A 25,169-nucleotide genomic window follows, 5' to 3' on the forward strand; every position below is an offset into this window, starting at 1 on the left:
CGGGTAGCTTATTTGACCGCCGACTGAAACCGACGGTATGACTAACCCGTTCGGAATCGTGTCGTCCGAGGCGATCCTCGAGGGCGCCGCGACGGACGCCTACTTCGAGCGCACCCGGACCACCCTCGAGCACGCGGGGAAGAACCCCCGCGTGGTCGCCGAGGTGACCGCGGACCAGTTCTCCACCGGCTCCTTCGAGGTCTGTACCGGCGTGAAAGACGTCGCGACGCTGTTCGAGGGTCGCGACGTCGACGTCGACGCGCTTCCCGACGGCCAGCTGTTCGACGGCGGTCCCGTCCTGCGGATCGAAGGGCCATACCTCGAGTTCGCCGAGCTGGAGACCTCGCTGCTGGGTTTTCTCTCCCAGCCAAGCGGCTTCGCCACGGCCGCACTCGAGGCCCGGCTCGCGGCGCCGTCGGCGACGGTGCTCTCCTTCGGGGCCCGCCACGTCCACCCTGCGATCGCGGCGACGGTCGAGCGGGCGGCCCTGCTCGCGGGGCTGGACGGGTTCTCGCACGTCGCCGCCGGCGACGTTCTGGGTCGGGAAGCCGGCGGGACGATGCCCCACGCGCTCATGTTCTGTTTCGGCGAGGGGAACCAGGCCGACGCCTGGCGGGCATTCGACGAGGCCGTCCCCGAGGACGTCCCCCGGATCGCGCTCGCCGATACCTTCTGGGACGAGAAAAGCGAGAGCCTGCTCGCCGCGGAAACCCTCGGCGAGGACTTAGACGGCGTCCGCATCGATACCACGGGCTCCCGACGGGGCGATTTCAGACACATCATCCGGGAGGTCCGCTGGGAGCTCGACGCGCGGGGCCACGAGGACGTCGACATCTTCTGTAGCGGCGGACTCGGCCCCGAGAACATCCGCGAACTTCGGGACGTCGCCGACGGCTTCGGCGTCGGCAGCCACATCACCGGGGCCGACTCGGTCGACTTCAGCCTCGACATCGTCGAAATAGCGGGCGAGCCGATCTCCAAGCGGGGCAAGCTCTCGGGCGTGAAACAGGTCTACCGGACCGCCGACGGGGGCCACCACGTCGCGCTGGCCGACCGCGACGGACCCGACGACGCCGAGCCCCTGCTCGAGCCGCTGGTTCGGGACGGCGAGGTGGTTCGGGAGTTCGACCTCGAGGCCGCCAGCGAGCGCTGTCTCGAGGACGCCGCTGCGGTCGGGTTCGACGGGTGAACGATCGGCGACGAAGAGTGCTATCGGCGTCTCAAAGCTCCTCGATGCTGCCGTCGGCCTCGCGCTCGCGGAAGACCTGCCCCTCGAACAGCGTGACGACGACGTCGTCGTCCTGCCAGGCCCCCGGCGCGAGCTTCGCCTTCCGACAGGTGCGATCGAGGTACTCGCGGGCGCTCCAGCCGTTCTCGACCGGAACCGTCGGATAGAGCCACCCCCCCTCGCCGCCGTCGATGGCGACGCCGTGGGTTCCCAGCTCGAGGTCGGCCAGCGGGTCGTCGGTGAGGACGACGTTTCTGACCGCACAGACCGAGACGGTGAGGTTCGGCAGCTCCGAGGGGCTCACTTCCGAGCCACAGGAGTCCTCGCTGGCGGCCTCGATCGCCGCGTCGACGATGACGTGGCCGAGCTGGTCGCCCGAGCGGTACCCCCCGGCACAGCCCCGTAGACTGCCCCGCCCGCGGGTCGACTCGAGGCGAACGAACGCCCCCGTTCGCTCGTAGAAGGCCTCCCGCATACTGCCCGGTTGCTCTCGCTGTCCGTGTTGCACGTAGGATTCGACGGATTCGCGCGCGAGCTCGACGGCGCGTGCACCGTCCTCGTAGGAAAGGTCAACGCCCTGTCGCTGGGACATACAACCGGACATGGTGATTGTCGTCCTAAAGCGCTTCCATTCGCCTCGAGGCGGGAGGACCCGACCGCGGGACTTATTGGTCCTCCGACCCTACTCCCGCCGGGAGAGAGAGCCCGGCTGCCGCGATGACCGCGACGGCGACGGCGCGGTCACCATGGGACGGCGCGACTCGACGTCGCGTCGTGCCCCCACGTTGCTCGTCCCTCCGGGACGCGCAACGCTCGCGAGGAAAGTCCCCCCACCCGTTCGGGCGGGTGACCGGACGCAAGTCCGGAGCGGGAGACCGCTGGCTCTGGAACAGAAACGACACGTCTCGGTCCGACCGATGAGGCGCGCGACCCCGACCGCGAGGAAGGGAAGCTGACCCGCCGAGGGACGCGTGGCTCTCGTGCCTCCGGCGCGAGAGCCGCGGTATGCGAGACGGCGACGCCGTCGAGCTGTGTGCGGTCGCGCTTCCGACGCGGTTCGAACCCGCGGGTTACGATCGTCGTAACCGACCGCACACGGACGGCCGAGGATCGATGGAACGGCGAACCCTCACCGGTGCAAGTCCGCGCCGTGGTAGCCCGAACGCCCCGCGATTTCGCGGACGGCGCGGACGCTCAGCCGAATGCCGGATCGAACAGAAGGGGGCTTACTCCTCTCGCCCACCGTTCGTCCTCGAGTGGCGACGCCCCTCGAGAACGGGGACTCCACTCAACAAAGTTGAACGATCTGTCACCAGTGAGGCGCTGTTCAGACCGTCCTGTGGAAGCTACGGCAGCGAAGCGGTTCCCCTCAGTTGGGACGGGAGCTCGTTCAGATGATTATATAACAATCGAAGAAGCGGTTCGATTTGGTTCCACTCCGGACCCTCGGTTATCGTGTCTTCGTCACCGTCCCAGCAGACGTATCCCTTCTCCTCGAGTTTCGGCAGCTGCATGTGATACAGTTCGACCCGTACGTTCTCCTCCTCGAACGCGAGGTTTGAAACCCGGTGAAGCGGGAGTTCACCGGAATCGCTATCCCGTTCGTAGAGGCTGAACAGTAGCCGACGCCGAAGGGGATGACTCAGCGTATTCAGTATCTCGTCGGTTGCCTCGTTACGAGAGTGAGCGAGCATATCGATAGAGTCGTTAACGTAACTACATGAACTTTACTAGCGTTGTCTGAAGTTTCTCCCCGTTCGGACACTAGTGGACGTTTGGAGATCGTCGGCGTGATGTATCTCCGACCGACGCTTCGCGTCGCTCGCGGTGTTGTTGCGTCGGAAACGTCCTGACGGAGTCCAACGGCGAGCGAAGCGAGCGTTGGGCACGTCAGGACCGAACGAGGCAGCGAGTGCTGAACGAAGTGAAAGCACTCGTAAGGAGTGAGCGTCCTGACGGAGATTTGAACTCCGGTCCCTGGCTCCGCAAGCCAAGAGGATAGTCCACTACCCTATCAGGACTCATCTCTACGTACTGCCGTCGACATTAAAGCCCTTTCGAAAGTATTCGACCGCTGGCCGTCGATTCCGGGTGTGAGTGACACGCGAGCGACGCAGGTTTATCCCGGAGGAGGGGGCCAACGGGGGTATGCACTCCGACCGTCGAACCGGCCTCGAGCCGTCGCGTCCGTTTCGCCCCCTCGTGTTCGTCATTCGCTCCCGGAGCCGTCGAATGAGCAATTCTTATGCGCGGGCTACCCATGAACGAACATAGAATGAGCGACATCGAGGGCGTGTACGAGGACCTCGAGGCGGACGTTTCTCTCGAGGAGTTTCGCGAGGCCGTCGAGGAGAAAGTCGAGCAGATGGGCGGGCTCGCCGACGAGGAGACGGCGGCGATGCTCATCGCCCACGAGATCGGCGAGAGCGAGGTCGGGGGCGTCGCCGACGTCGAACCCGGGATGGAGGAGGCGAAGTTCGTCGCCAAGGTGATCGACATCGGCGAGTTGCGGACCTTCGAGCGCGACGGCGAGGACGAGGACGGCCGCGTCGTCAACGTCGAGGTCGCCGACGAGACGGGGTCGATCCGGGCGGCCTTCTGGGACGACCACGCCGAGGCGACCCGCGAGGAACTCGAGGAGGGCCAGGTGTTGCGGATCAAGGGTCGACCGAAGGAGGGCTTTTCGGGCGTCGAGGTCAGCGTCGACGAGGTCGAACCCGACCCCGACACCGAGATCGACGTGCAGGTCTCGGACACTCACACCGTCGAGGCGCTGTCGCTCGGGCTCTCGAGCGTGAACCTCGTCGGCGTCGTCCTCGACACCGACAGCGTGCGCACCTTCGACCGCGACGACGGCTCGGAGGGGAAGGTCGCGAACCTCGTCGTCGGGGACTCGACGGGACGTATCCGGGTGACGATGTGGGACGAGCGCGCGGAACAGGTAACGGAGTTCGAGACGGGCGACACCGTCGAGGTCGTCGACGGCTACGTCCGCGAGCGCGACGGTTCGCTCGAGCTCCACGTCGGCAACCGCGGCGCGATCGAGCCCGTCGACGCCGACGTCGAGTACGTTCCGGAGAACGTGCCGATCGAGGACGTCGAAATCGGCCAGACGGTCGACATCGCGGGCGTCGTCCGCTCCGCCGACCCCAAACGGACCTTCGACCGCGACGACGGCTCGGAAGGGCAGGTTCGGAACATCAGGGTCCAGGACGCTACCGGTGACATCCGGGTCGCGCTCTGGGGCGAGAAGGCCGACCTCGACGTCGGTCCCGGCGACGAGGTCGCCGTAGCCGACGTCGAGATCCAGGACGGCTGGCAGGACGACCTCGAGGCCTCCGCAGGCTGGCAGGCGACGGTGACCGTTCTCGATTCGGACGCCGACCGGGGTGCCGAGACGAGTTCCGACACCGACGACGAGAACGCGGGCCTGTCGTCGTTCGCCGACGGCTCCGATTCGGCGGCGGACGACGACGGCTCGAGGACGGACGAGGGCGGGGACGCCGATGAGATCGGGGACGATGATCGGAACGACCCCGAACCCGGCGAGGAGATCGAGTTCACCGGCGTCGTCGTTCAGGCGGGCGATCCGATCGTCCTCGACGACGGGGAGACGACGATGAGCGTCGAGACCGACGTCGACGTCGGCCTCGGCGAGGAGGTAACCGCCCGCGGGACCGTCCGGAACGATCGACTCGAGGCGAACGACGTGTTCTGAGACGGCGAAAAACGCCGAATCACGAGGAAAAGCGTTAAGGGAGTTAACTCCGGCTATCATGATATGAACGTCGAACTCCCGTTCGCGCCGGTGGATACGATCATCCGGCGGAACGCGGACGAGCTTCGGGTGAGCGCCGACGCCTCGGAGGAACTCGCAAAGCGCATCCAGGACCGCGGGAGCGAGCTCGCGACCGAGGCTGCCGAGCGAGCGGACGCCGACGGGCGCAAGACCCTGATGGCCGAGGACTTCGGGGTCGAGACGGTCGTCGACAAGGAGGGCCTCGAGTTGCCCGTCGCCCCGGTCGACCGCATCGCGCGCCTCGAGATCGACTCCCGGTACCGGGTCTCGATGGACGCCCGGATCGCGCTCGCGGACATCCTCGAGGACTACGCCGACAACGTCGCCCGGGCCGCGGCCGTCCTCGCGCGCCACGCCGATCGGCGCACGATCACGGACGACGATATCGAGACGTACTTCTCGCTGTTCGAGTGAGATGCAGTTCGGCTACAGCGAGACCTGTCTCGCACACGATCCCGGCGCGCGTCATCCGGAGTCGCCGGACCGACTGCGCGCGATTCGCGAGGGACTGAAGCGAAAACACGGCGTCCAGTACGTCGAGGCCGATCCCGTCGACGTCGACGTCATCGACGGCGTTCACGACCGCGACTACCTCGAGTCCGTCAGGGAGTTCTGTGCCGACGGCGGGGGTAACTGGGACCCCGATACCACCGCGGTCGAGGAGACCTGGGACGCGGTCAGATACAGCGCCGGACAGGCCTGTTGGGCCGCCGAAACGGCGCTCGACGGCGACGATGGCCGAGAGACGCCGTTTTCGATCGGCAGGCCACCGGGCCACCACGCCGTCTCCGACGACGCGATGGGCTTTTGTTTCGTCAACAACGTCGCCGTCGCCGCCCAGCACGCCCTCGAAACGCGTGACGTCGACCGGGTCGCGATCGTCGACTGGGACGTTCACCACGGCAACGGTACGCAGGACATCTTCTACGACCGCGGGGACGTCTTTTTCGCGTCGATCCACGAACAGGGACTGTACCCGGGCACTGGAGCGGTCGAGGAGACTGGCGAGGGTTCGGGCGAGGGAGCGACGATGAACCTCCCGATGCCCGCCGGCACCGACGACCGGGACTACCTCGAGGCGGTCGAGGGACCGATCGCGACCGCGCTCGAGGCGTACGACCCCGACCTCCTGCTGATCAGCGCCGGCTTCGACGCTCACCGCCACGACCCGATCTCGCGGATTCGCCTCTCGACGGAGGCCTACGCCCTGCTGACCGATCGGCTCCGCGGGATCGCCGACCGAACCGACGCGGCGCTGGGGTTCGTCCTCGAGGGAGGGTACGGACTCGACGTGCTGGCCGACACCGTCGCGCTGGTCCACGAGACGTTCGACGGCCGCGAACCGATCGAACCCGACGGCGACCGCAGCCCCGACGCCGTCGAACTGCTCGAGGAGGTCGCGGCGGCTCACGACCTCGAGTTGGACCTGGATTGAAGCGGGCTGAGCCCCGCTATCGGGCGTTTGGACTCAGGGGCGTGGCTCGAAGTACGCACGGAGCTGGCGGCCGAACTCCGGCAGCAGCGCCGTCGTCTCCGCGCCGACGAGGACGTCGTACCCGTCCTCGAGGGCGGTTTCGACGTGGGCCCCCAGTCCGACGTCGAACAGCCGCTCGCTCTCGAGGAAGGCACGGGCGGTCGTCCACTCCCGCTCTCGCTCCGCGACGTACCGATCGCCGTCGACGAACGGGCCGTACACGTCGGAGTCGCCGGCGTAGGCGTCGTAGAACCCTTCGGCGTGGTCGCGGACGTGAACCGGCGGACCGAGATGGCGCTCGACCGCGGGTCGCTCGGCGACGGCTAGCTCCGCGAAGACGACGGCCGTCTCCGCCGCGAACGTCCGCGCCCGGAGCACGTCGAATCCGCGGTCCTCGAGTCCGCCGACGATCCCCTCGAGGGATTTCTCCAGTTGCGGGTAGAGCTGGTCGTCGACGAGGTCGGGCGTCTCGAACCTGATCGCGACGGGCGTCGTCCCGCGGTCGGCGAGGTGCTCGCGAAGCTCCGCCTCGGTCAGCGGCGCCGGCTCCCGGGGCTCGAAGTACTCGACCGACGGCGCCGCGAGGAACTTGCGGGCGTAGTGCTGCAGGCGGGCGACGTTTTCCGCCGAACAGACGGCGGCAACGTTGCGTTCGGGGTCGGTCGGATCGATGACGATCAACGGGTCGTCGAACGCGACGTCGGCGGCGTGGTCCTCGGGGTCGAGCTCGACGGGCGGATGCCAGTCGGCCGCCGCCTCGAGCAGCGGGACGAACCCGCCGTACTCCACGACGAGCAACTCGGTGAGGTAGCCGCTGAACCCCCGCGTCCGGAGGTCGCTCCCGTAGGCGCCGATCCCCTTCAGAAACTGCTTGGCGAGGCGGACGTCGGCCGCGAGCTCCGCGTCGAGGCGCTCCACAAGGTAGCGGTTGTGAAACGGCGTTCGGTCGACCGCCGATCGGATCTCGGTCGCCGACTCGAGCCGAAAGCAGGGCACGACGTCGACGTCGAACCCCTCGACCTCGCCTTTGACGTAGGGGTGTTCGGCGTACTCCTCGTGGCCGTCGGGAACCGTCGCGTGTCCGACCTCGAGGCCGTACTCCTCGAGGGTCTCGCGGTCGATCTCGGGCGGAAAGCGGACGAAAACGTCGATGTCGCGGTCGCCGCTGATCCAGGTCTCCCGGGCCGAGGATCCGACCTGCAACACGTCGGCGCCGGGCGCCAGGTCGGTCGCCGCGTCCGCAGCACGCTCGGCCAGCGTCGTCGCGACCGCGCGCAGCCGCGAGCGCTCGTCGGCGTCCGGATCGACCCGCTCTCGGACGGTCGCCAGGACCGACTCGAGGTCGGCGTTCGATCCGTTCGCACCGTACTCGTCGCGGTCGCCCTCGTCGTCGCTCATCGCGTCCCGGTACTCGAGCGGTGAGTGAAAGGGTGTCGAACTCCGGGAAGGGAAAACGAAAGCCCTATCAAACCTACCCGATTACCTGATGATGAGCCGAAGTAGCTCAGATGGTAGAGCACCTCGCTGTTAACGAGGTTGTCCCAGGTTCGAGTCCTGGCTTCGGCGTCCGACAAATTTCTTCGGAATTTTCGGGCTGGCTGGAACGCGAAGCCTTCCAGCCCTGCTGATTTTCGAGCAATCACACGCGAGGAGCGATAGCTCCGAGCGTATCCAGCGAGAAAATCAGCGGGACAAGCAGGACTCGAGCGCGCGAGTCGCACGCGGCGAACGGAGTGAGGCCGACCGTCTCGCACCCGTTCGAGTCCTGGCTTCGGCGCTTTTCCGGACCTCTATCTCGAGAAGAGCGATTCCGCCGATCGAATTCGAGTTCCGAAAACGAGAGACGGGGACGTTGTTCCGCGGTGTCCCGTTTCTCACTCACTCGCCTCTTCGATCATCTGGAGGACAGACTCCCGGTCGCCGGTCTCGACGACTTCCTGGACGACCGCCGAGGAGACAGTTTGCTGATCGACGGACGGATTCGTTTCCCCGCTCGCGGTCGGCTCGGTGTACAGGATCCCGTTGACTTCGATGCTGTTCTCCGCTCCGCCGACGATCTGTATCGGTCCGCCCTCGTTCCCCCGAGCGGTGTTCGCGCGCCCTTCGTTAACGCTCGAGTTGAACAGATTGAATCCGGGACTGACCGTAAACTCGTCTAAAGTGGGGTCCCCGAAGCCGCTCTCGTTGTCGTTTGCGGTGTTGTTCGACAGCGTATTCCTGTCTGACCACGCGAGGAGGATACCGCCCTCGAACCCGTTGGAGTTCGCCGTATTTCCGATCAGGGCGTTTTCGTCCGAGAACAGGAGCGAGATCCCACAGTCTGCGTTTCCGTTGGCGGTGTTTTCCCGGATCGTGTTTCCGTGTGACTCGACGAGGCTGATGCCGATGAGGTTGGTGTTTCCATTTACGGTGTTTCTTACGAGCGTATTCGCGCTCGATTCGATCAACACGACTCCGTCGAAAATGTTGTCGCTCACGGTGTTTCCCTCGAACGTGTTCTCGTGGGAGTTCTCGAGCCTGATGCCGGTGATGTTTCCGTCGACGTCGTTGGCTACGAGGGTGTTCTCGTTCGACTCGAGGAAGAAGATGCTGCTATCTTCTTCGTCGGGGAACGAATTATCGTTCGCGGCGTTCGCCTCCAGCCGGTTCCCGTCGGCGTTCTCGAGTCGAATTCCGTGTCCGACGTTCGCGAACGCGTCGTTGTTGACAAGCGTGTTCTCCGCTGACTGGAGGAGGGAGATTCCATATCGATTACCCGACGCGGTCGTCTCTGCGATCGATCCCGCCGTCACCTCGTCGAAGGCGATTCCGGCGTCGAACCCCTCAACGGCGAGGTTCCGTACCGTCACGTTCGAGAGGCCGTCGGTCGCGTGCCCGTTGGATTTCTTCTTGTCTGTTTTGGCTTTCGTTTCGTTTTCTCCTCCCGTACCCGGCTGAACGAGAACGCCGGCGGTCCCCGTCTCGAGCGGGCTGTCGAACCCGTTCGGTTCGGTGGGTCCTGGACCGGAGATCGCGTACCCCTGGCCATCGAGCGTCACATTGCTCGTACGAATCTCGATACAGGTTTCACCGGGCTCCGCTTCGAGATCGGTTTCCAGTGCGTAGCGTCCGGGCTCGGTGATCGTCGTACACTCGGCGATCGTCGTCCGTTCCGTCTCCGTCCGTTCGCCTTCCTGCTGGTCGGTACGTTCTTCGCCGTCGGACTGTCCATCCGATGACGGCCCGTCGGCCGCCCGAGGGTCGTTCGTCCGATCTTCTTTTTCGGCACGGCCGTCGCTGGCCCCAACGCATCCCGCCAGCCCGCTCAGCGTAATGACGCCACCGTACAGGTACGACCGTCGTCCGACCCCGCAGCCCTGGGTTTCGATATCTTTCATCTCGGATCCCTCCAGAATACCGGCGGACTTGGGTATGAGTCACTTATCTTTCCACGTATGTTGTTTGTACGCATCACGTCGTCAATCCTGATCTGAGGTGTACTCGGGAGTGGGATCCCATTTCTCGGGCAAACACCCCAACTATTGTTGACAGACGCTTACTTTAGGAAAAACCGATACGACCGAGAGACCGCTGTTCGAGCGGTCTACTCGCAACAACCGTCGACTACGCGTGACAATCGCCGATTCTAACCCGCACTCGACCGAGCGACAGGCCAGTGATGAACTTCGATCTCTCCGTCTCGTCGCTTCGGATGGTTGCCAGCTGCCGTTGAGATGATAGTATGGACCCCGAACTCGGCCGGTTCGAATCGGAAGACCGACGTGTGCTCGCGCCAGCGAACGATCCAATGCCCGTTCCGGTTACTATCCTCTGTGGCGAGCTCGGCGCCGGAAAGACGACGCTGCTTTCGAGACTGCTCGAGTCCGCCGACCGCGACATTGCCGTGCTGGTCAACGACGTCGGCGAGGTCAACGTCGACGCCGATCTGGTGGAAGCGCGCACCGACCTCGAGACTGGCGACGAGGTCGTCGCCCTCGAGAACGGCTGTATCTGCTGTAGTCTCGGCGGCGAGCTCTCCCGAGCCGTGATCCGGCTCTGGAAGGACCACGAGTTCGACCACCTCGTCGTCGAAGCATCGGGAGTCGGCGAACCCGAGCCGATCGCCCGGCAGTTCGTCCGCGGTCCTGCGGGCGGCCCCTACGACCTCGAGGCAGTCGTCACCGTCGTCGACGCGCGGCGGTTCCACGATCGGTTCGCCGATGGCGAGGCGGTTCCCGTTCGGCAGGGTCCCAACGGCGAGGGAACGCGTCCCCTTTCGGACCTGGTCCTCGAGCAGGTGGAGTTCTGCGACCTGCTCGTGGTGAACAAAGGCGACCTCGTCAGCGACGCGGAACGCGAGCGAGTCGTCGCCCTGCTCGAGATGCTCCAACCGCGCGCGGCGATCGAGACGGCCGAGTACGGCGATCTGGAGCCCGAGGTCTTGCTCGGCGTCGAGCGCTTCGAACTCGAGACGGTCCGTGATTCGGCGGGCTGGAAGCGCCAGATCGAGGCCGACGCTGGCGAGGGCGAACACGGGACCGACGGAAATCACGACTGCAGCGACGGTGGCGACCCCGCTCGCGGCGGCGATCACACCCACAGCGACGGCGACCACGCGCACCCGCCAGAACGGTACGGGATCGAGGTCGAGGGCTACCACCGTCGCCGTCCGTTCCACCCGGAACGGTTCGCCGAGCTGCTGCGTTCGCTTCCCGACGGGCTCGTCCGCGCGAAGGGGCTGACGTGGATCGCCGGCCGCGAGGACCAGGCGATCACGACGAGCACCGCCGGCGCCGCGACCACGCTCGAGGTGACCGGTCGCTGGATCGCCAGCTTTGCCGAAGAACGACAGGAGACGTATCGTCGGGGCCAGCCCGACCTCGTCTGGGACGAGGAGCACGGCGATCGGGAGGTGCGGCTCGCGCTCATCGGCCGCGACGTCGACTGGGACGCCCTCGAGTCGCGCCTCGACGACTGTCTGCTATCCGACGAGGAGATGGCCGCCGACTGGAGCGACTACGAGAACCCCGCACCGACGGGGATGGGTGAAACGGTGACGATCTCGAGCGCCGACCCGGAGGCGCCGGCCCGATGAGAACCGCGGTCTCGGGACAGGAGTTATCGCCCTTCGGTCTGGAGGTACGCGTATGACGACCGATCGCGCCGACCGGCGGAGCACCGACGACCACGGCCACGACCTCATCGATCCGCTCTACGTCGGGATCGTCACGGTCTCGAGTTCGCGAGCCGCGGCGGCCGACCCCGACGATCCCGGCGGCGACACGATCCAGGAGTGTTTCGAAGCGGAGGGTCACGAGGTCCGGGATCGCGTGCTGGTTCGGGACGACTACTCCGCGATCCGTACCGCGGTTCGGGGTCTCGTCGCCCGCCAGGATATCGACGTCGTTTGCACGACGGGCGGCACCGGCGTCACGGCCGACGACGTCTCCCCCGAGGCGACGTCGTCGCTGTTCGAACGCGAACTTCCCGGCTTCGGCGAGCTGTTCCGCTCGCTGTCGTGGGAGGAGATCGGCACGCGAGCGATGTCCTCGCGAGCGACTGCCGGCATCGCCGTCGACACGCCGGTGTTCTGTCTCCCGGGGAGCACGGGCGCCTGTCGAACGGCCTGCGAGGAGCTGATCGTCCCCGAGACTCCCCACCTCGCGGGACTGGCGACGCGCCACCGCGAGGGGACGACCGAGCAGACGCTCGCCGACTACGACGAGTAACCTCCCGCGGCGTGCGCTGTGATTGCCGGAGCGGTCGCCAGCCGTCGGCACGCCCGCAACAGTCTTTATTGGCTTCGAGGTCGAAGTCTCGAGTGTTATGTGTCACCACTTCGAATCCGTCTTCGAGCTCGACGCCGAGGAGCGAGCCGACGTCCTCGAGTCCCACTCCGACGAGGAACTCGAGGCAGAGCTTTCCGATGACGAACTCGAGGCGCTGACCGCGTAGCCGAACCGGTGCTTTTTCGCGGACGAAACAGACAGCAAGCGTTAACTATCGTGCCGGGTTCGTTCGACTCGAGGGCCCTTAGCTCAGCCTGGTTAGAGCGCTCGGCTCATAACCGAGTGGTCGATGGTTCGAATCCGTCAGGGCCCATGTACCTCGCGGCGAACAATCCGTGAACCGCGAGTACGGGATCGCTGGCGGTTCGAACCAGACTGAGGTTCTACGAGCAACGCGAGCAGGTTCTCAGGCGAGGTTCGAATCCGTCAGGGGCCATGGCTACCATATATTGGTTTTGGGGCCTTTCAAGCGCCCGAAATCAGCGTTTTGGAGATTCGGAATGTTTCTGTCTGACAGGCTCGTCCACATATTGCAGAGTTCTCAGCCAGCCGAATTTGGGAGCAACACAGAATAACTTAGCCGAGTAGTAAAGTCACAAACAGCGGAATGAAACTATAGCCGGTGTACTCACGCAGTCACTTCGTCAGCGGCGAAGTGCTCGCGGAGTTTATCCTCGTCTTCCGGTGAGAGATTCGTCTCCAGGACTTCGGGGTTGTACGGATCGAGCTCTTCGATAACGCGGTCTCGCTGGACGTCGCTCACGAGCATGAACAGCGCGGACTCGTCAGGTTCGATCTGCTCGCCAACTTCCTTGATGAACGCATCGTCGACACCGATATCGGAGAACTTTCCGCCCAGCGCGCCGGACACTGCACCAACAGCCATCCCTAGTACGGGTGCAAGGAAGATGAGTCCGATGAGCAGTCCCCAGAACGCACCACCGAGCGCGCCCGAACCGACGAGGCTCTGGGCCTGTTTTACGTCCGTTTTTCCTTTTTCGTTCCGGACCACGACAGCAGCATCGTCAATCGTGATCAACTCCTGTTTTTGCAACTCGAAGAGTTTGTCTCGCACTTCGAGTGCGCCAGTCTCGTTATCGAACGCTAGTACAATGAGTTTCTTCATCCGGTGTCTTCACGGAAACTCCCACCGAGGGCTGGCAAATACCTTTCCGGTGCTGGAGGAGAGTGTCTCCACACGGAATCTGTGCTCGGATGTATAACAGTTACCGATGGTATAATTGATCGACGGTTCTTTCGGACCGTCATCGTGTCAGTGGCGCGGGCGACCTTCTCCTGTATTTTGTACCTGTCTCCGGTTTCGAGATTGCGCATCTTCAGGGTACACGTGCGCGGAGTGTTTTCCCATCGATTACGAATACCTGCTCGCCGACCTCGTTTTCGACGTAGTAGTCGTCACCGATGGCCACGAGTCTCTGGGTCATTTTGTAGCGATCCCAGTCGCGTTTCCCGCTGACTTGTCCGCCACGCAGTTCATCGCGCCGATTTCGGCGTCGTTCCTGTCGCCTTGCTCGTCGATTCATACCCAAGCGTACGCTTCCATACGGCATCAACAGGCCGTAATTTCGATTGGTATGCCTTCGCAAAAAGACGGTCTATCGAGCGGCTTGGTTACTACCGATTACGAGCAGGCGGATGCCCTCCTCGGAAACGAGCTACAGGTCAACGCCCTCGTCGCCTTCCGCGTCAGCTGGAGGCATCATATGTTCTTGCCCAACAATTCGATGTCCACCTGACCGAACAACTGGACCGCGACGTAATCATCCGTGTCGGATTCATCGGAGCCCAGAATTCTGAGGACGAGCCGCCGGATTCGTCGATCGAAGGGACAACGGTATCGGGCAGGACGGAAAATGGAGTTCTGTCCAGCTAATTTGATACGAAAGAACGGACAGGAACCGTCTCCTTCGATGAGTGTCAGCACCTCATCGAACATCAGCATCGACGACGATTTTCCCAACTAGCAAAAAGATACTTGTCGATTGGTGGTGGGCATTCTCATGGAAATTCCAATGAAAAAACACATTGAGGGTACCTTCTTTGCGTCGAGTCCGTTATGAATGATCCGAGTCCGGAGGTACCGTACACGCAGCCACGAACCCGGTTCTGGATACCCACGTTCATTACCTCATTGAGCATGGTTCTCGGCGTGCTTGTCTACCTCTCAGCGAAGACGAAACGCCCGCTGGATGGCTCTCAGTAGCCGATTCAAACGAATTCACCGTACGTTCAAAATGATATATGATGGATTGGTTATGCGAATAGGACGCTTTGACGGCGAAAGCGAATCAAATCACGGTGAGTTACAGCGATGAGCCTCATACAGGTTCTCCCATTGGCTATCGTAATGATCGCGGGCCCACAGATACTCTCGCCCATCTTTCTTGCCACGAGCGAACAGTGGCGGAAGAACTCTGCGGCATACGTCTTCGGCGCGTCTCTCTCGATCAGCCTCGTCGTCGTCGTCGCGTACCTCCTCGGCAACAGTCTCGGCGGCGGAGGTGGTGGACTGTTAGGGGCGAGTGCGCAGCAACTGCTCTACCTCGTCGTCCTCGTCCTCCTCCTCTACGCGGCGGTGGAGACCTACCGAAAGCGGAACGTGTCCGAACCGCCGAAGTGGATGGGTAAGTTGACCAGCGCGTCACCGCGGTTCTCGTTTCGACTGGGGTTCCTCCTATTGGGGTTTTTTCCGACCGACATCGTCACCTCGATAAGCGTCGGCACCTACCTCGCGGCGAACGGCGATCCGGTCACGGACGCGGCTGGGTTCGTCCTGCTCACACTCTTCATCTTAGCGCTTCCGTCGCTCGGCGTGCTCGTCTTGGGCGAGCGGGCAGAAGCCGCACTCCCGAAGATCCGCGACTGGATGAACGACAACTCGTGGATCATCTCTGAGGTGGTGATCGTATTATTCGTCGTCCTGACGCTCCAGAACCTCCTCGGGTAAGGCATTATGTAAATTCCAATTGAATGATCAGTTATTACCACAGACGTCCTTTACACCATATGCCCCTCGTACAAGTATTAATATCCGAGGAGCGCGAGAGCGCCTTTTCGGGGCTCTCGGCGAGGGAGCATTGACTACACAGTTTTTGAAGAAGTCGGACGGGGTGGTTTCGAGGGCAGGGTCCAATTCCCCATCCCGGAGGGCGGTGTCGAACTGATACTGGGGCGAACGATTAGCATCATTCGGGATACCACTCTGGTACTCGTGTCCATTATGGTTGACGAAGCCAACGAGTGTGAAAATCTAGCCAGTCAGTTTAATTTTACTATCCCTGTTTAGTGAAATTAGGTTTATATCCACTGACAGCATAGTAATATTTGATCATGGAAATAAACTGGACAGCAGTCATTACTGGATTCGTCGTGACCCTCGCATTAGGGTTCATCAGCGGCCTCATCTATGTCGGATCGGAAGCATCAGTCGTGCTCCTGTACTGGGGAGCAATCGGACTACTCGGCGGCCTCACCGCCGGATACCTCGCTGGCGGGACGATCAGTTCCGGTGCAACCCACGGCGGTATCGCCACCGTCTTCGGGTCGCTGGTGCTGTTAGCCCTTGCGACGTTCACGACCCTGCTCTTCGCAGGCCTCGTCGCATCGTTCAGCATGCTCGTACTCGGCCTGCTGATGCTCGCTTTCTACGCCATCCCCGGTGCTCTGGGCGGCGTGGTCGGCTCGTGGGCAAAGCACCGCCGGGTCGCTCCGGAACCGTCGGGTACCCGGGCCTGAATTAGTCACTGGCGACCCATACCGAGTTTTTTGTAGACTACAATCGGCAGATGAGTTTCATCGCCGTCACGAATCCCTTATTAATACCCTCGAGGAGTAATTGGATTCGTCACGCCACTCCACACAAATCGGAAACCATCAGAAAGTAAATATAATTGATTTAACCACTAGCTGAAGCGTTTCATGAACTGATGAGTGCAGAATCGAAGCGATCGAAACGGTTTCTCGTTCTGATCGGTATTCTAGTCGGACTGCTATCCGTACTGATCGTCCTGCCGTTTCTCACCTGGATTCTGATCGCCGTGATCCTGGCATACGCGCTCGCTCCCATCAACAATCGGCTTTTACAGCGATTCCGGGCGGGACTATCCGCCGGTCTGTCGATTCTCATCGGACTGTTTCTGATCGTCCTTCCGATCGTTCTCATTCTTGGTGTTGCGGCGAATCAGGCCCGGCAACTCTTCGCAGAGTTCGAGCCTGGAGATGTCTCCCAGCTCGACGACGTCATCGCGGAACGGTTCGGTATTCAGGTGGATATCGCGGCCCTCCAGGAGTCGTTCAGCGGCGTCGTCAGAACGGGTGCGCGAGGCCTCGCTGGCAATCTCTTCAGCATCATCGGGGGTCTTCCCGAGATTTTTATCGGATTTACAGTACTGTTTTTCGTCCTATTCTATTTGCTCAAAGACGGCGACCAAGCCCTTGCATGGTTTCGTACGGTCTTACCACTTGAGCCCGACGTCCGAGAGGAACTGTTCAAAGAAACAAATCTGCTGATCCACAATTCACTGGTCGGTACTGCCGCTGTTGCCGCAGCGCAAGCAGTCCTGCTCGGCGTTGCGTTCCTCGTTCTCGGCCTCGGGAACGTCATCTTCTGGATCGTAACGACGTTCGTTGCAGCGATGATTCCGCTCGTCGGTGCGTCGATTATCTGGTTGCCTGCATCGATCTATCTGTTCATCGTTGGCCGCCCTGTCCCTGCAATTGCGTTGTTGGCGTTCGGTGCAGTCGTTATCAGTACCGTCGATAACGTCCTTCGTCCGATCGTCATGCGACGTGGAACCCAGCTCAGTCCTGTCGTCACAATTATCGGTATTTTCGGTGGCATCGCACTCTTCGGTTTCGTCGGTCTCTTTATCGGTCCGATCGTCCTCGGGATGATGAAACTGATCATCGACATATTGGTCCGTGAGTATCCCGAGTCATCACCGACCCAGCAGGGGTGAGCGTAGTAATCAAGAACCTCAATTTTTATATTAAACACCGAGTATTTTTGATTTCAGTCGCTGCAAACAACCCGTGGAACGAGATCACGACTCTTGTGTTTCGGGTCCCCTTCTAACGATTGTCACAGGCATGTGTGCCCGTCGAACGACGTGTTCAGCGACGCTTCCGAGGAGATATCGTGAGATCCCGTGGCGGCCATGACTTCCCAGTACGATGTGATCCACGTCGTGTTCCTCCGCGTAGTCCACGATCGAGGTGGTTGCCTCTCCAAATACCGTCTCCGTCGTTATTTCGTTCTCGTAGTGTTGTGCGATTTCAGTAGCTCTGTCAATTGACGGTTCTGTAGCCTCTTGTGATCGCTCGTGAGCCTCCTCCAAATCGTCTCCCTCTACAGCATCTGCAATGTACCATTCCTGAGGATCATTCACGTGAAGAACGCGTATCTCTGCATCAGTGTACGTGCTCAGGGCGTGCCGTAATGCGAAATTCGCCTGGTTGACCCGTCGTATGCAACCAGAACTCGATCGCCCATAGATCTACAAAGGCGAGAAGGAGTAAATTCCCCCGTATCGATGTGTTCTAATTTCTCCCCGGCGCTCATAAAGCGAAGCGAGCAGATGCGAGCTTCGCGGAGTGGATCGCCGACGATTTGAAGCAGGGGGGAGCTTTGCTCCGACCGGAGTTCGAATCCGTCAGGGCCCATCGATTCTGCGATGAACGGACATGAGGAGCGAATCGATCTCGCACTGCGGTTCGAACCAGACTGAGGCTCTGCGACCAGCGCGAGCAGGTTCTCAGGCGAGATTTGAATCCGCCAGGGCTCATGATTTCCGTAAAATGATTCTTGAGAATTTCTTATTGGATGCGTTCCAAATCAAACGTAACAGTTACGTTTCGTCCTCCAGACGCTTGCGACGTTTCTCGAACTCTTCGTCCGAGATCTCACCACGAGCGTATGCAACTCGTAACTCTTCGAGCGCAGTATCTCGGCCGATGGCACTGGGTTGCCGAACCGCCCTGTACAGAAGGTATCCGAACCCGAGGAATACGAGCAAGGGAATGAGACCCATTAGAAGCCACATCCAAGCGGCCCCAGTACCGTTCCACATGTGGCCCCAACCCCACAGTCCCATCATCGGCATCATTAGTATCATCATCAGGATCGGCAGTAGTAGGAGTGCGGCGACGACGATCACGGCCGTCCGAGTCAGGGGATCATCGGGTACCATATTGAAAGTAGGTGTACATGAGTAATGAACCAGCGGGACAGGTCCCACCTCACGGGATCACCAAGACGCGTTTTCTTCCCTGTCACAGCTATCAATCGGTTCCCTGTGTAGGCCACTGCCGAACGTCGGATTCGACCAATCCGAGTAGTAACCGCCGGCGTTTATCAAGGCCATCAAGACAGGTTTGGAACTCTTCGTCCGACACGGTTGGAATACCCGCTTCACGGAGTGTTCCTAGATCCGGTGTGGGAGGAGAACCGTCAGCAGGCTCGACGAAGTTCTCGTGAAGCGTTTCGAGGTAGTTTTCGATACTATTGCGGGTGTTTCGGACAAAGATCTCGTTCGGTCGATGTGGTTCCGGCACGCCGAATCGGATGAGCGTCAACGCCTCATCGAGTGCCGTGATTTCCACGGCGGGGGATTGCTTCCGCTGAGCGCTGTGAAAGTAATGAAGCACCGGGTACGCGTTGTGATTTTCTGTTAGGGTCGAAAGCTGTGTTACGACGGTGTTCAACGGCAGATCAAGCCCCTGAAATTCCTCGCCGTTCCAAGCAGTCCGAACGATTTCCTCGCTTCGCATTCCGAACCCGCTCACGTTGGTGGCGAACGCACGCTTCTGGGTGACTGCATCGAGTACTGACAGTGTATACGTAACGCCAAGCGTTACGAAGAGCAATCCGCTGCTCGTTGCGAGTATCGTGATAAGCTGCCAGAGACCTTCCCGTGGAGCAAAATCACCGATACCTAACGTGAAAACCGTGTATCCGACGAAATAGATCCGGTCGGTCCACGACACCGAACCGCGGTTGAGTGTATCGATGAGGATGTTCTCGGCCCCGGCGAAAATAAGCGTCCATCCGCTCCAGATTAGCACAATCCATACCGCGAGGGTCAGCACGAAGATCAGCGGTCCTGAAAGGCTGAGCAGCCGTGAGTTTTGGGCGCCGACCCATCGTAGTGATCGCCACGTCCACACCATCAACCGAGACGTAATTGGACCAGCGCCGCCTTCGACCCAGAGCGTCGTCCAGAGAAGGTCGATTACGGTTCCGACGAGAAGAAAAACGCCGAGGGCGAGGTATATGCGGTTCATTTCGCTTGCTGAGTGATGTGACGGCTTACTTGCTGTCGGTAGACGTCCATTTTAGTCGGCCGGTTGTGCGTCTGGAGCGGTTGGCATGCCCGGCACACTCGAAAGGGAAAGATCGACGCGGCGGAGTAGCTGTGCGTTGATTGCGACGATAACCGTACTGAGTGACATCAGGAGCGCTCCGACTGCTGGCGATAGTAAGATCCCGATCGGCGCGAGAACACCCGCCGCGAGCGGGATTGCGAAGACGTTGTACCCGGCAGCCCAGACGATGTTTTCTTGCATCTTCCGGTAACTCGCCTTGCTCAGCTTCACGAGACGGGCAACGTCCATCGGGTTGTTCTGCACGAGGATGACGTCTGCAGACTGAACGGCGACGTCCGTCCCACTTCCAATGGCGATCCCGACGTTGGCTCGAGTCAGCGCGGGCGCGTCGTTGACGCCGTCGCCGACCATCGCCACGAACTTACCTTGGTTCTGTAGCTCTTGGACCTTCTCGTCTTTGTCTTCGGGCAGTACCTCCGCGAACACCGTATCGATTCCCAGTTCATTGGCCACTGCATCGGCCACATCCCTCGAGTCGCCGGTCAGCATCGCCACTTCGATATCGAGTTCGTGGAGCGCTTCGACGACTCGGTAGCTCTCGTCCCGGATCACGTCCGCCATAGCGAAGGCAGCGATCGGCTCCTCATTTCGAACGACGTACACGACAGTCTGTCCGTTTTCGCCGGCCTCATCAGCGAACCGCTGCAGATCCGACCGGACATCGATATCAAGGTGAGTCAGGAGGTTTGGACCGCCGACATAAACCTCGTCACCCGTAATCCGCGCGCGAACTCCCCGACCTTTCATCGCTTCGAAGTCCTCCGATTCGGGAACGCTAACACCGCGTTCAGCAGCCGCTTCGCGGATAGCGCGGGCAATCATGTGTTCCGAGTCACCCTCGACTGCAGCCGCCAGCGCCAGCGCCTCCTCCTCGTCGATACTGCTCACGGTCTCTGTACCGACGACACCGTGTTCGCCTTCGGTGAGCGTTCCCGTCTTGTCGAAGATGATCGCGTCCAGGTTCCGTGCTTCTTCCATTGCGATGCGGTCCCGCACCAACATCCCGTTTCGGGCCGCCAGCGAGGTGTTGATCGCAACTACGAGCGGAATGGCGAGGCCGAGTGCGTGTGGACACGCGATCACGAGGACGGTGACGACTCGCTCGATGACCGCCGCGTCGAACGACACGGCGACCGTCCACCCGACGGCAGTCACGGCCGCTGCCGCGACGGCGACGTAGAATAACCAGCCGGCAGCTCGGTCAGCAAGCACTTGCGTCTGCGACTTGCTCCCTTGTGCTTCTTCGACGAGACGCATGATTCCCGCAAGAGTCGTCTCCTCGCCCGTCGCTTCGATGCGAACACGGAGACTCCCGTCACCGTTGATGGTCCCGCCGATCACCTCGTCGCCCGGCTCTTTCGAAACTGGCATCGACTCGCCGGTGATCATCGACTCGTTCACGTCCGAATCACCCTCCTCAACGACGCCGTCTGCAGGGACGCTGGTACCGGGACGGACGAGGACGAGATCTCCTTCGGAAAGGTCGCCCACCGGGACCTCTTCGGTTTTTTCGGCAGCGGCTCCCGAATGGCCAGCCGAACCGCGTTCGGCGCTGTCAGCGTCATCGGTGATTCTTTCGGCGGTGTCGGGCATGAGCTGTGCCAGCTCGTCGAGCGCACTCTGTGCTCGCCGAACCGATCGCATTTCGATCCAGTGGCCCAACAGCATGATGTCGATCAGGGTGACGAGTTCCCAGAAGAACGCCGATTGGGTCGGCAGGACGACGCTCGCCAGGCTATAGACGAACGCGACTGAGATCGCCATCGAGATGAGCGTCATCATCCCCGGTGATCGATTGCGCAGTTCGGGGACGGCCATTCGGAGGAACGGAACACCACCGTACCCGAAGACGATTACCGCGAAAACCGGATTGATCCACTCACTTCCGGGAAACGCTGGAACGGAAAACCCCAGCCACTCCTGGAGCATCTCGCTGTAGAGGAGAACCGGAATCGAGAGCAGCGTCGAGATGAAAAACCGACGGCGGAACATCGCTTCGTGGCCCTCGTGCATTCCACCGTGATCGTGACCATCGCCCTCGTGGTCCATTCGGTGTTCGTGCTCGTCTTCGATCGTTCGTTCGGCCTCGTCAGCGTCCGTAGCCTTCTCCTCGACCAGCGACTGTTCCACTTGAGGTTCTGATTTTCCGTCGGTGTTGTCTGGCTCGCCATCGACAGTGGACCGGTGGTCGCGGTTAGGACGGTTTCCAGGTGGATTTTCGTCGTCCGTTGATCGATTGTGATCGTGGTTATTCATGAGCGTTTAAATACTGAAACATCGGCCAAGGTGATCCATGTGTTGGTGAAACATAACGATTACTTACATAATACTGCTAAATTGTGCATATTACTCCGTAGCCATCTGCAAAGGTTGGGTCTGCCCAACGAGAGTCGCAACGTATGCGTTGTAGCTCCCGAAACTCGCTACGATGGTCCCCCAGACAACGTTGTGCCACAGTTCGGGACCCACGAAACCGAATATGAATGGCTCGATGACGAGCCAGGTACCGAGGATTGTAACGAGGCCAGCCCCGGTCCTGCTCAACGGTCGTCGTCTAACGGATCTGCTGTAGTTGTAGCCGGCGACGAGAACGACTACGAGTCCAACGAGTACATCGTTCCAGCGGCGGACTCCTGTCGCTCCGAAAACGAACGGAACCGCGATCAGCCATCCTCCGAGTACAACGTTGCCGCCAGCTGTGACCCTCGTTATCATCCCCATCGTCCAGTGTTCGTGTGATTCCGCCCGAAAGATGGTCAGTCGTGAAGCCACGAACCGCGGTAGTCAGGACCGTTATGCCGAAGCCATGTTCCGGCAACTCTCGGCGCACTCGCGCAGCACGTCAGCACACACCTGACAGTGTTCGTGATCGAACTGCTCACACTCGTCGGCGCACTCTTCACAGGCGTCTGCGCACGTCTCCGCGAGGTCAGCGTGATACCCGGAATTTCGGGCCATAAAGCGAGCGTGTAGCGCCGTGATATCGGCGACGTCCCGACAGAGGCGGATACAGCGCGCCATCTCCTCGCCGTGGTCGAGACACTCGTCGGCACACCACTCGCAGGCCTGTACCGCTTCGAAGCAATTGTCCGTACACTCCGCCATTTCGTCGTCCATGTGGTCAATCTGGGTTAGCGCCATCGCATATCACCGGTCGGCACGACCCGACTTTATTATCGTCAACCCAAGCCGAGAGAATAATTAGTGAGGCGGCGGTAACATCGTTCAGCCGAATAGGGACAACCAATGAGATGGGGCACAATCTAGTGTTTTATACCCGAAACAGTGCTGGTAACCCGCTATCTCTCCGTTCAAACCGCGTAGATCGCAGTAATCTGCGACTCTGAGTTTGCTTTCGGCTGCAGGCAGCGGAGTTGAAGACGCACCCTATCCTACGCTCCGATATGATTGATGCGTCGCTGCAAACGGCGAGCATCCTGTTCGCCATCATCGGCGGAACAGCAGCCGGCGTACTGTCCCTCCTTCTCTGGGGTATCCTCCGTGAATCGCCGTTCGGGACGGTAATCACACTACTCACACTGACGCTTGCTGGAGTGATCCTCTATCACGTCTTCTTGATCATCGCCGGCGGCGAATCGGTCTTTCTCGATACACTCCGGAGTGCGATGCACACCGTCGTCGCAATTTTCCTGTTGCTAGTGATCGCCACGCACGAGCAAATTCAACAGAGTGTTTCAGGGAGTTGATGCTCCGTGGTTGAATTCCCACCGTTTGCCGTATACAATCTCACAGTAGGCGCTGTCACGGGGATCGGATTATTGTACTTCCTCTTTTTCAGACCGACTGTCGTTGACTACCACCGCTATTTGCTGTTGACGATCTCCGGAATACTGTTGTTTCTCATCGGTGGCCCGCTGGCGGAACTGCTGTTCCCACGGTAGTGCACTGGGTACACGGTATCGCGTCGGTGCTCGTCGTGATCGGTTTATATAGCCCGGTTAAAAACGATTTGCGTCAGGAAGCCTGGGCCGATCTTTTGCTCCAAGATCCCACACAGGTTCGCCAGGTAGACGAGTGGATGCTTCCCGTTGATGACGCAATCCTTGATCTCTTCCACTCGAAGGATCTCGTTCTGACACCGGCCATCATCGCGTACAACATTCACTACAGTCGAGAGGAAGTGAACCGTCGGTTAGTCGAATTGGAGTCTCGCGGCTTCGTTACGAAAGCCGAACGCGGGAAGTATCGTATCACGAGACTCGGAAAACAGTATATAGAAGGAACGGTTTCGTGCGAAGGGCTTGGTTGTCTACGCTCTCTCTGGAGCCACCGTACCAATTAGCACACTCTCCCAATCACGAATACGGCCTTGTTAGGTCGCACCTCTTTATCACGGAAAACAAACGGTTGTTTATCATGGTGTGTCGTGATATAAGGAGACAAGAGGCTCCTAAAATCCCCTCTAAGCGCTTCTCGACGCACTAACGGCTGGATGAGATTTCAGAAGATCGAGGCACTCGAAATACTGAACGAGCTCACCAGTGAGAGCGAACTCAGCGAGCACGATGTTCAGGAACTCGCCGATAGAAGCAACGAACGTGGACGAAAGCGCGTCGAAGGAGAATCGGAGTAGACGCGACGAACGAAGCTGGCCACCGCCGCGAACGGCCGATCCTCTCCTCGAGACGTTCCGACCGAATCCGGTACGGTGAGGCGAGCCGTCCGTATACCCCGCGTCGTCCTCACCCGTTCGGATCGCCGGTCGAGGGTCGTTCGAGCGCGCCGCCGTCGGTCCCCCGGACTCGCTCACCGTCGATTGCGGACCTCGAATCCGTAGTCGGTCGGCCGCCTCACTTTCGATTCCAAAGCCGTTCCGGAGGTATATCCCGACTCGAGACGTACGGCCGCCCATGCGAGACCTCGACGAAACGGACATGGCGATCCTGCGGCTGCTCGGCGAGGACGCCAGGCGACCGTACAGCGACATCGCCGAGGAGGTCGGGCTCTCCGGCCCGGCCGTCTCGGACCGGGTACAGCGACTTCGGGAGGCGGGCGTTATCAAGCGTTTTACTGTCGACGTCGACCGCTCGCAGCTCCGGGCCGGCGTTCCGGTGTTCGTCCGGGTGTCGGGCGTGACCGGAGCCGTCGACGAACTCGAGGCGCGGATCGGTGACGCCGACGCGGTCGAGCACGTGTTCGTCACCGCGGACGCCGAGATCTGGTTCTACGCGCGGGCGCAGCTCCGGAACGTCCGCCGGTGGCTCGACGGGCTGGTCGGCGACGTCGACGGCGTCGAGTACGCGGTGACGCTGATCGACGACGTCGAGTGGCACCCCTCGCTCGACGGCGCCGAGTTCGCGCTCACCTGCGCCGAGTGTGGCAACACCGTCGACAGCGAGGGCGAGTCGGCGACCGTCGACGGCGACCTGTATCACTTCTGTTGCCCCTCCTGTCGGAGCCGGTTCGAGGAGCGCTACGACCGCCTCGAGGAGGGGGCGTGAATCCCTTCGGTTTCGAAAGTAACGGACCGGGTCG

At 61.1% G+C, this 25,169-nt stretch carries 25 protein-coding genes, 3 tRNA genes and 1 other RNA gene; 15 read left to right on the plus strand and 14 right to left on the minus strand.

Translation table 11 applies throughout. The annotated features are described in order from the left end of the window. Window positions 1-37 precede the first annotated feature (37 nt). Window positions 38-1,189 carry a nicotinate phosphoribosyltransferase gene (locus C492_RS06525; RefSeq protein WP_008421604.1) on the plus strand — a complete coding sequence of 384 codons (1,152 nt, stop codon included), beginning with the start codon at window positions 38-40 and terminating at the stop codon, window positions 1,187-1,189. Window positions 1,190-1,220: 31 nt separating this feature from the next. Here the strand turns inward: C492_RS06525 and C492_RS06530 are convergent, their stop codons facing one another. Further along, window positions 1,221-1,820: a TIGR00296 family protein gene (locus tag C492_RS06530; RefSeq protein WP_008421606.1), complete on the minus strand. Its 600-nt coding sequence runs from the start codon at window positions 1,818-1,820 to the stop codon at window positions 1,221-1,223. A gap of 204 nt (window positions 1,821-2,024) precedes the next feature. Between C492_RS06530 and rnpB the strand changes: the two genes are divergently transcribed. Next, an RNA gene (gene rnpB / locus C492_RS06685) (RNase P RNA component) lies at window positions 2,025-2,457 on the plus strand. A 117-nt stretch (window positions 2,458-2,574) separates the two neighbouring features. On the opposite strand, the gene C492_RS06535 is transcribed toward rnpB, so the two are convergent. Next, on the minus strand, window positions 2,575-2,922 hold the full coding sequence (locus C492_RS06535; protein ID WP_008421608.1) for a hypothetical protein: 348 nt from the start codon (window positions 2,920-2,922) through the stop codon (window positions 2,575-2,577). A gap of 254 nt (window positions 2,923-3,176) precedes the next feature. Continuing rightward, window positions 3,177-3,249, minus strand: a tRNA-Arg gene (locus tag C492_RS06540). Window positions 3,250-3,503: 254 nt separating this feature from the next. Here C492_RS06540 and C492_RS06545 point away from each other — a divergent pair. From C492_RS06545 to C492_RS06555, 3 genes are all read left to right on the plus strand, one after another. After that, window positions 3,504-4,946: a single-stranded DNA binding protein gene (locus tag C492_RS06545; protein ID WP_008421609.1), complete on the plus strand. Its 1,443-nt coding sequence runs from the start codon at window positions 3,504-3,506 to the stop codon at window positions 4,944-4,946. 63 nt (window positions 4,947-5,009) lie between these two features. Then, window positions 5,010-5,441, plus strand: a complete 432-nt coding sequence (locus C492_RS06550) for a histone family protein (RefSeq protein ID WP_008421611.1) — start codon at window positions 5,010-5,012, stop codon at window positions 5,439-5,441. 1 nt (window position 5,442) lies between these two features. Next, the gene (locus tag C492_RS06555) at window positions 5,443-6,462 is read left to right on the plus strand and encodes a histone deacetylase family protein (protein WP_008421613.1); all 1,020 of its coding nucleotides are present in this window, start codon (window positions 5,443-5,445) and stop codon (window positions 6,460-6,462) included. A gap of 33 nt (window positions 6,463-6,495) precedes the next feature. On the opposite strand, the gene cca is transcribed toward C492_RS06555, so the two are convergent. Then, entirely contained in the window at window positions 6,496-7,899 is a 1,404-nt protein-coding gene (gene cca / locus C492_RS06560; protein WP_008421615.1) for a CCA tRNA nucleotidyltransferase, read from the minus strand. A 95-nt stretch (window positions 7,900-7,994) separates the two neighbouring features. Between cca and C492_RS06565 the strand changes: the two genes are divergently transcribed. Continuing rightward, a tRNA-Asn gene (locus tag C492_RS06565) sits at window positions 7,995-8,067 on the plus strand. Between the two features lie 308 nt (window positions 8,068-8,375). On the opposite strand, the gene C492_RS06570 is transcribed toward C492_RS06565, so the two are convergent. Next, a complete protein-coding gene (locus C492_RS06570; protein ID WP_008421617.1) occupies window positions 8,376-9,878 on the minus strand; it encodes a right-handed parallel beta-helix repeat-containing protein in 1,503 nt (500 codons plus the stop codon). A gap of 410 nt (window positions 9,879-10,288) precedes the next feature. Between C492_RS06570 and C492_RS06575 the strand changes: the two genes are divergently transcribed. The 4 genes from C492_RS06575 (at window position 10,289) to C492_RS06585 (ending at window position 12,582) form a co-directional block, all read left to right on the plus strand. Beyond that, complete coding sequence (locus C492_RS06575) at window positions 10,289-11,575, plus strand: CobW family GTP-binding protein (RefSeq protein WP_049892795.1); 1,287 nt, start codon at window positions 10,289-10,291, stop codon at window positions 11,573-11,575. 52 nt (window positions 11,576-11,627) lie between these two features. Further along, window positions 11,628-12,209 (plus strand): MogA/MoaB family molybdenum cofactor biosynthesis protein, encoded by a 582-nt coding sequence (locus C492_RS06580; RefSeq protein ID WP_008421621.1) that lies wholly within the window; start codon window positions 11,628-11,630, stop codon window positions 12,207-12,209. A gap of 97 nt (window positions 12,210-12,306) precedes the next feature. After that, window positions 12,307-12,435, plus strand: coding sequence for a hypothetical protein (locus C492_RS25515; protein WP_275040324.1), 129 nt, complete (start codon window positions 12,307-12,309; stop codon window positions 12,433-12,435). 72 nt (window positions 12,436-12,507) lie between these two features. Then, a tRNA-Ile gene (locus C492_RS06585) sits at window positions 12,508-12,582 on the plus strand. Between the two features lie 315 nt (window positions 12,583-12,897). Here C492_RS06585 and C492_RS06590 read toward each other — a convergent pair. Together C492_RS06590 and C492_RS06595 are read right to left on the minus strand one after the other, a co-directional pair. Then, window positions 12,898-13,395, minus strand: coding sequence for a DUF1269 domain-containing protein (locus tag C492_RS06590; protein ID WP_008421623.1), 498 nt, complete (start codon window positions 13,393-13,395; stop codon window positions 12,898-12,900). A 594-nt stretch (window positions 13,396-13,989) separates the two neighbouring features. Then, window positions 13,990-14,232: a hypothetical protein gene (locus C492_RS06595; protein ID WP_008421625.1), complete on the minus strand. Its 243-nt coding sequence runs from the start codon at window positions 14,230-14,232 to the stop codon at window positions 13,990-13,992. A gap of 369 nt (window positions 14,233-14,601) precedes the next feature. On the opposite strand from C492_RS06595, the gene C492_RS06600 reads away from it, so the two are divergent. The 3 genes from C492_RS06600 to C492_RS06610 all read left to right on the plus strand — a co-directional run bounded on the left by C492_RS06600 (window position 14,602) and on the right by C492_RS06610 (window position 17,248). Beyond that, complete coding sequence (locus C492_RS06600) at window positions 14,602-15,237, plus strand: GAP family protein (RefSeq protein WP_008421626.1); 636 nt, start codon at window positions 14,602-14,604, stop codon at window positions 15,235-15,237. A gap of 383 nt (window positions 15,238-15,620) precedes the next feature. After that, a complete protein-coding gene (locus C492_RS06605) occupies window positions 15,621-16,025 on the plus strand; it encodes a DUF5518 domain-containing protein (protein ID WP_008421628.1) in 405 nt (134 codons plus the stop codon). A gap of 191 nt (window positions 16,026-16,216) precedes the next feature. Continuing rightward, a complete protein-coding gene (locus C492_RS06610; protein WP_008421631.1) occupies window positions 16,217-17,248 on the plus strand; it encodes an AI-2E family transporter in 1,032 nt (343 codons plus the stop codon). Window positions 17,249-17,332: 84 nt separating this feature from the next. Here the strand turns inward: C492_RS06610 and C492_RS22115 are convergent, their stop codons facing one another. From C492_RS22115 to C492_RS06635, 6 genes are all read right to left on the minus strand, one after another. Beyond that, the gene (locus tag C492_RS22115; RefSeq protein WP_338042160.1) at window positions 17,333-17,785 is read right to left on the minus strand and encodes a universal stress protein; all 453 of its coding nucleotides are present in this window, start codon (window positions 17,783-17,785) and stop codon (window positions 17,333-17,335) included. A gap of 351 nt (window positions 17,786-18,136) precedes the next feature. Continuing rightward, complete coding sequence (locus C492_RS06615; protein ID WP_008421633.1) at window positions 18,137-18,478, minus strand: SHOCT domain-containing protein; 342 nt, start codon at window positions 18,476-18,478, stop codon at window positions 18,137-18,139. 91 nt (window positions 18,479-18,569) lie between these two features. Next, window positions 18,570-19,571: a potassium channel family protein gene (locus tag C492_RS06620; protein ID WP_008421634.1), complete on the minus strand. Its 1,002-nt coding sequence runs from the start codon at window positions 19,569-19,571 to the stop codon at window positions 18,570-18,572. Between the two features lie 51 nt (window positions 19,572-19,622). Next, window positions 19,623-21,929 (minus strand): heavy metal translocating P-type ATPase, encoded by a 2,307-nt coding sequence (locus C492_RS06625; protein ID WP_449289495.1) that lies wholly within the window; start codon window positions 21,927-21,929, stop codon window positions 19,623-19,625. 90 nt (window positions 21,930-22,019) lie between these two features. Next, window positions 22,020-22,394: an SPW repeat domain-containing protein gene (locus C492_RS06630; RefSeq protein ID WP_008421639.1), complete on the minus strand. Its 375-nt coding sequence runs from the start codon at window positions 22,392-22,394 to the stop codon at window positions 22,020-22,022. 72 nt (window positions 22,395-22,466) lie between these two features. Beyond that, window positions 22,467-22,814 carry a four-helix bundle copper-binding protein gene (locus C492_RS06635; protein ID WP_008421640.1) on the minus strand — a complete coding sequence of 116 codons (348 nt, stop codon included), beginning with the start codon at window positions 22,812-22,814 and terminating at the stop codon, window positions 22,467-22,469. Between the two features lie 263 nt (window positions 22,815-23,077). Here C492_RS06635 and C492_RS06640 point away from each other — a divergent pair, with 263 nt between their 5' ends. Next, window positions 23,078-23,380, plus strand: coding sequence for a hypothetical protein (locus tag C492_RS06640; RefSeq protein ID WP_008421642.1), 303 nt, complete (start codon window positions 23,078-23,080; stop codon window positions 23,378-23,380). Window positions 23,381-24,096: 716 nt separating this feature from the next. Here the strand turns inward: C492_RS06640 and C492_RS24855 are convergent. Next, the gene (locus C492_RS24855) at window positions 24,097-24,444 is read right to left on the minus strand and encodes a hypothetical protein (RefSeq protein ID WP_160166967.1); all 348 of its coding nucleotides are present in this window, start codon (window positions 24,442-24,444) and stop codon (window positions 24,097-24,099) included. Window positions 24,445-24,544: 100 nt separating this feature from the next. On the opposite strand from C492_RS24855, the gene C492_RS06650 reads away from it, so the two are divergent. After that, window positions 24,545-25,135 carry an AsnC family transcriptional regulator gene (locus tag C492_RS06650; protein ID WP_008421647.1) on the plus strand — a complete coding sequence of 197 codons (591 nt, stop codon included), beginning with the start codon at window positions 24,545-24,547 and terminating at the stop codon, window positions 25,133-25,135. Window positions 25,136-25,169 lie beyond the last annotated feature (34 nt).

It is taken from the genome of Natronococcus jeotgali DSM 18795 (assembly GCF_000337695.1).
GTDB lineage: Archaea > Halobacteriota > Halobacteria > Halobacteriales > Natrialbaceae > Natronococcus > Natronococcus jeotgali.

Excerpts from the sequence above, each read along its gene's own strand:
- C492_RS06525 (WP_008421604.1), top strand. The coding sequence starts at position 38 with ATGACTAACCCGTTCGGAATCGTGTCGTCCGAGGCGATCCTCGAGGGC.
- C492_RS06530 (WP_008421606.1), bottom strand. The coding sequence starts at position 1,820 with ATGTCCCAGCGACAGGGCGTTGACCTTTCCTACGAGGACGGTGCACGC.
- C492_RS06535 (WP_008421608.1), bottom strand. The coding sequence starts at position 2,922 with ATGCTCGCTCACTCTCGTAACGAGGCAACCGACGAGATACTGAATACG.
- C492_RS06545 (WP_008421609.1), top strand. The coding sequence starts at position 3,504 with ATGAGCGACATCGAGGGCGTGTACGAGGACCTCGAGGCGGACGTTTCT.
- C492_RS06550 (WP_008421611.1), top strand. The coding sequence starts at position 5,010 with ATGAACGTCGAACTCCCGTTCGCGCCGGTGGATACGATCATCCGGCGG.
- C492_RS06555 (WP_008421613.1), top strand. The coding sequence starts at position 5,443 with ATGCAGTTCGGCTACAGCGAGACCTGTCTCGCACACGATCCCGGCGCG.
- cca (WP_008421615.1), bottom strand. The coding sequence starts at position 7,899 with ATGAGCGACGACGAGGGCGACCGCGACGAGTACGGTGCGAACGGATCG.
- C492_RS06570 (WP_008421617.1), bottom strand. The coding sequence starts at position 9,878 with ATGAAAGATATCGAAACCCAGGGCTGCGGGGTCGGACGACGGTCGTAC.
- C492_RS06575 (WP_049892795.1), top strand. The coding sequence starts at position 10,289 with ATGCCCGTTCCGGTTACTATCCTCTGTGGCGAGCTCGGCGCCGGAAAG.
- C492_RS06580 (WP_008421621.1), top strand. The coding sequence starts at position 11,628 with ATGACGACCGATCGCGCCGACCGGCGGAGCACCGACGACCACGGCCAC.
- C492_RS25515 (WP_275040324.1), top strand. The coding sequence starts at position 12,307 with ATGTGTCACCACTTCGAATCCGTCTTCGAGCTCGACGCCGAGGAGCGA.
- C492_RS06590 (WP_008421623.1), bottom strand. The coding sequence starts at position 13,395 with ATGAAGAAACTCATTGTACTAGCGTTCGATAACGAGACTGGCGCACTC.
- C492_RS06595 (WP_008421625.1), bottom strand. The coding sequence starts at position 14,232 with ATGCTGATGTTCGATGAGGTGCTGACACTCATCGAAGGAGACGGTTCC.
- C492_RS06600 (WP_008421626.1), top strand. The coding sequence starts at position 14,602 with ATGAGCCTCATACAGGTTCTCCCATTGGCTATCGTAATGATCGCGGGC.
- C492_RS06605 (WP_008421628.1), top strand. The coding sequence starts at position 15,621 with ATGGAAATAAACTGGACAGCAGTCATTACTGGATTCGTCGTGACCCTC.
- C492_RS06610 (WP_008421631.1), top strand. The coding sequence starts at position 16,217 with ATGAGTGCAGAATCGAAGCGATCGAAACGGTTTCTCGTTCTGATCGGT.
- C492_RS06615 (WP_008421633.1), bottom strand. The coding sequence starts at position 18,478 with ATGGTACCCGATGATCCCCTGACTCGGACGGCCGTGATCGTCGTCGCC.
- C492_RS06620 (WP_008421634.1), bottom strand. The coding sequence starts at position 19,571 with ATGAACCGCATATACCTCGCCCTCGGCGTTTTTCTTCTCGTCGGAACC.
- C492_RS06625 (WP_449289495.1), bottom strand. The coding sequence starts at position 21,929 with ATGAATAACCACGATCACAATCGATCAACGGACGACGAAAATCCACCT.
- C492_RS06630 (WP_008421639.1), bottom strand. The coding sequence starts at position 22,394 with ATGGGGATGATAACGAGGGTCACAGCTGGCGGCAACGTTGTACTCGGA.
- C492_RS06635 (WP_008421640.1), bottom strand. The coding sequence starts at position 22,814 with ATGGCGCTAACCCAGATTGACCACATGGACGACGAAATGGCGGAGTGT.
- C492_RS06640 (WP_008421642.1), top strand. The coding sequence starts at position 23,078 with ATGATTGATGCGTCGCTGCAAACGGCGAGCATCCTGTTCGCCATCATC.
- C492_RS06650 (WP_008421647.1), top strand. The coding sequence starts at position 24,545 with ATGCGAGACCTCGACGAAACGGACATGGCGATCCTGCGGCTGCTCGGC.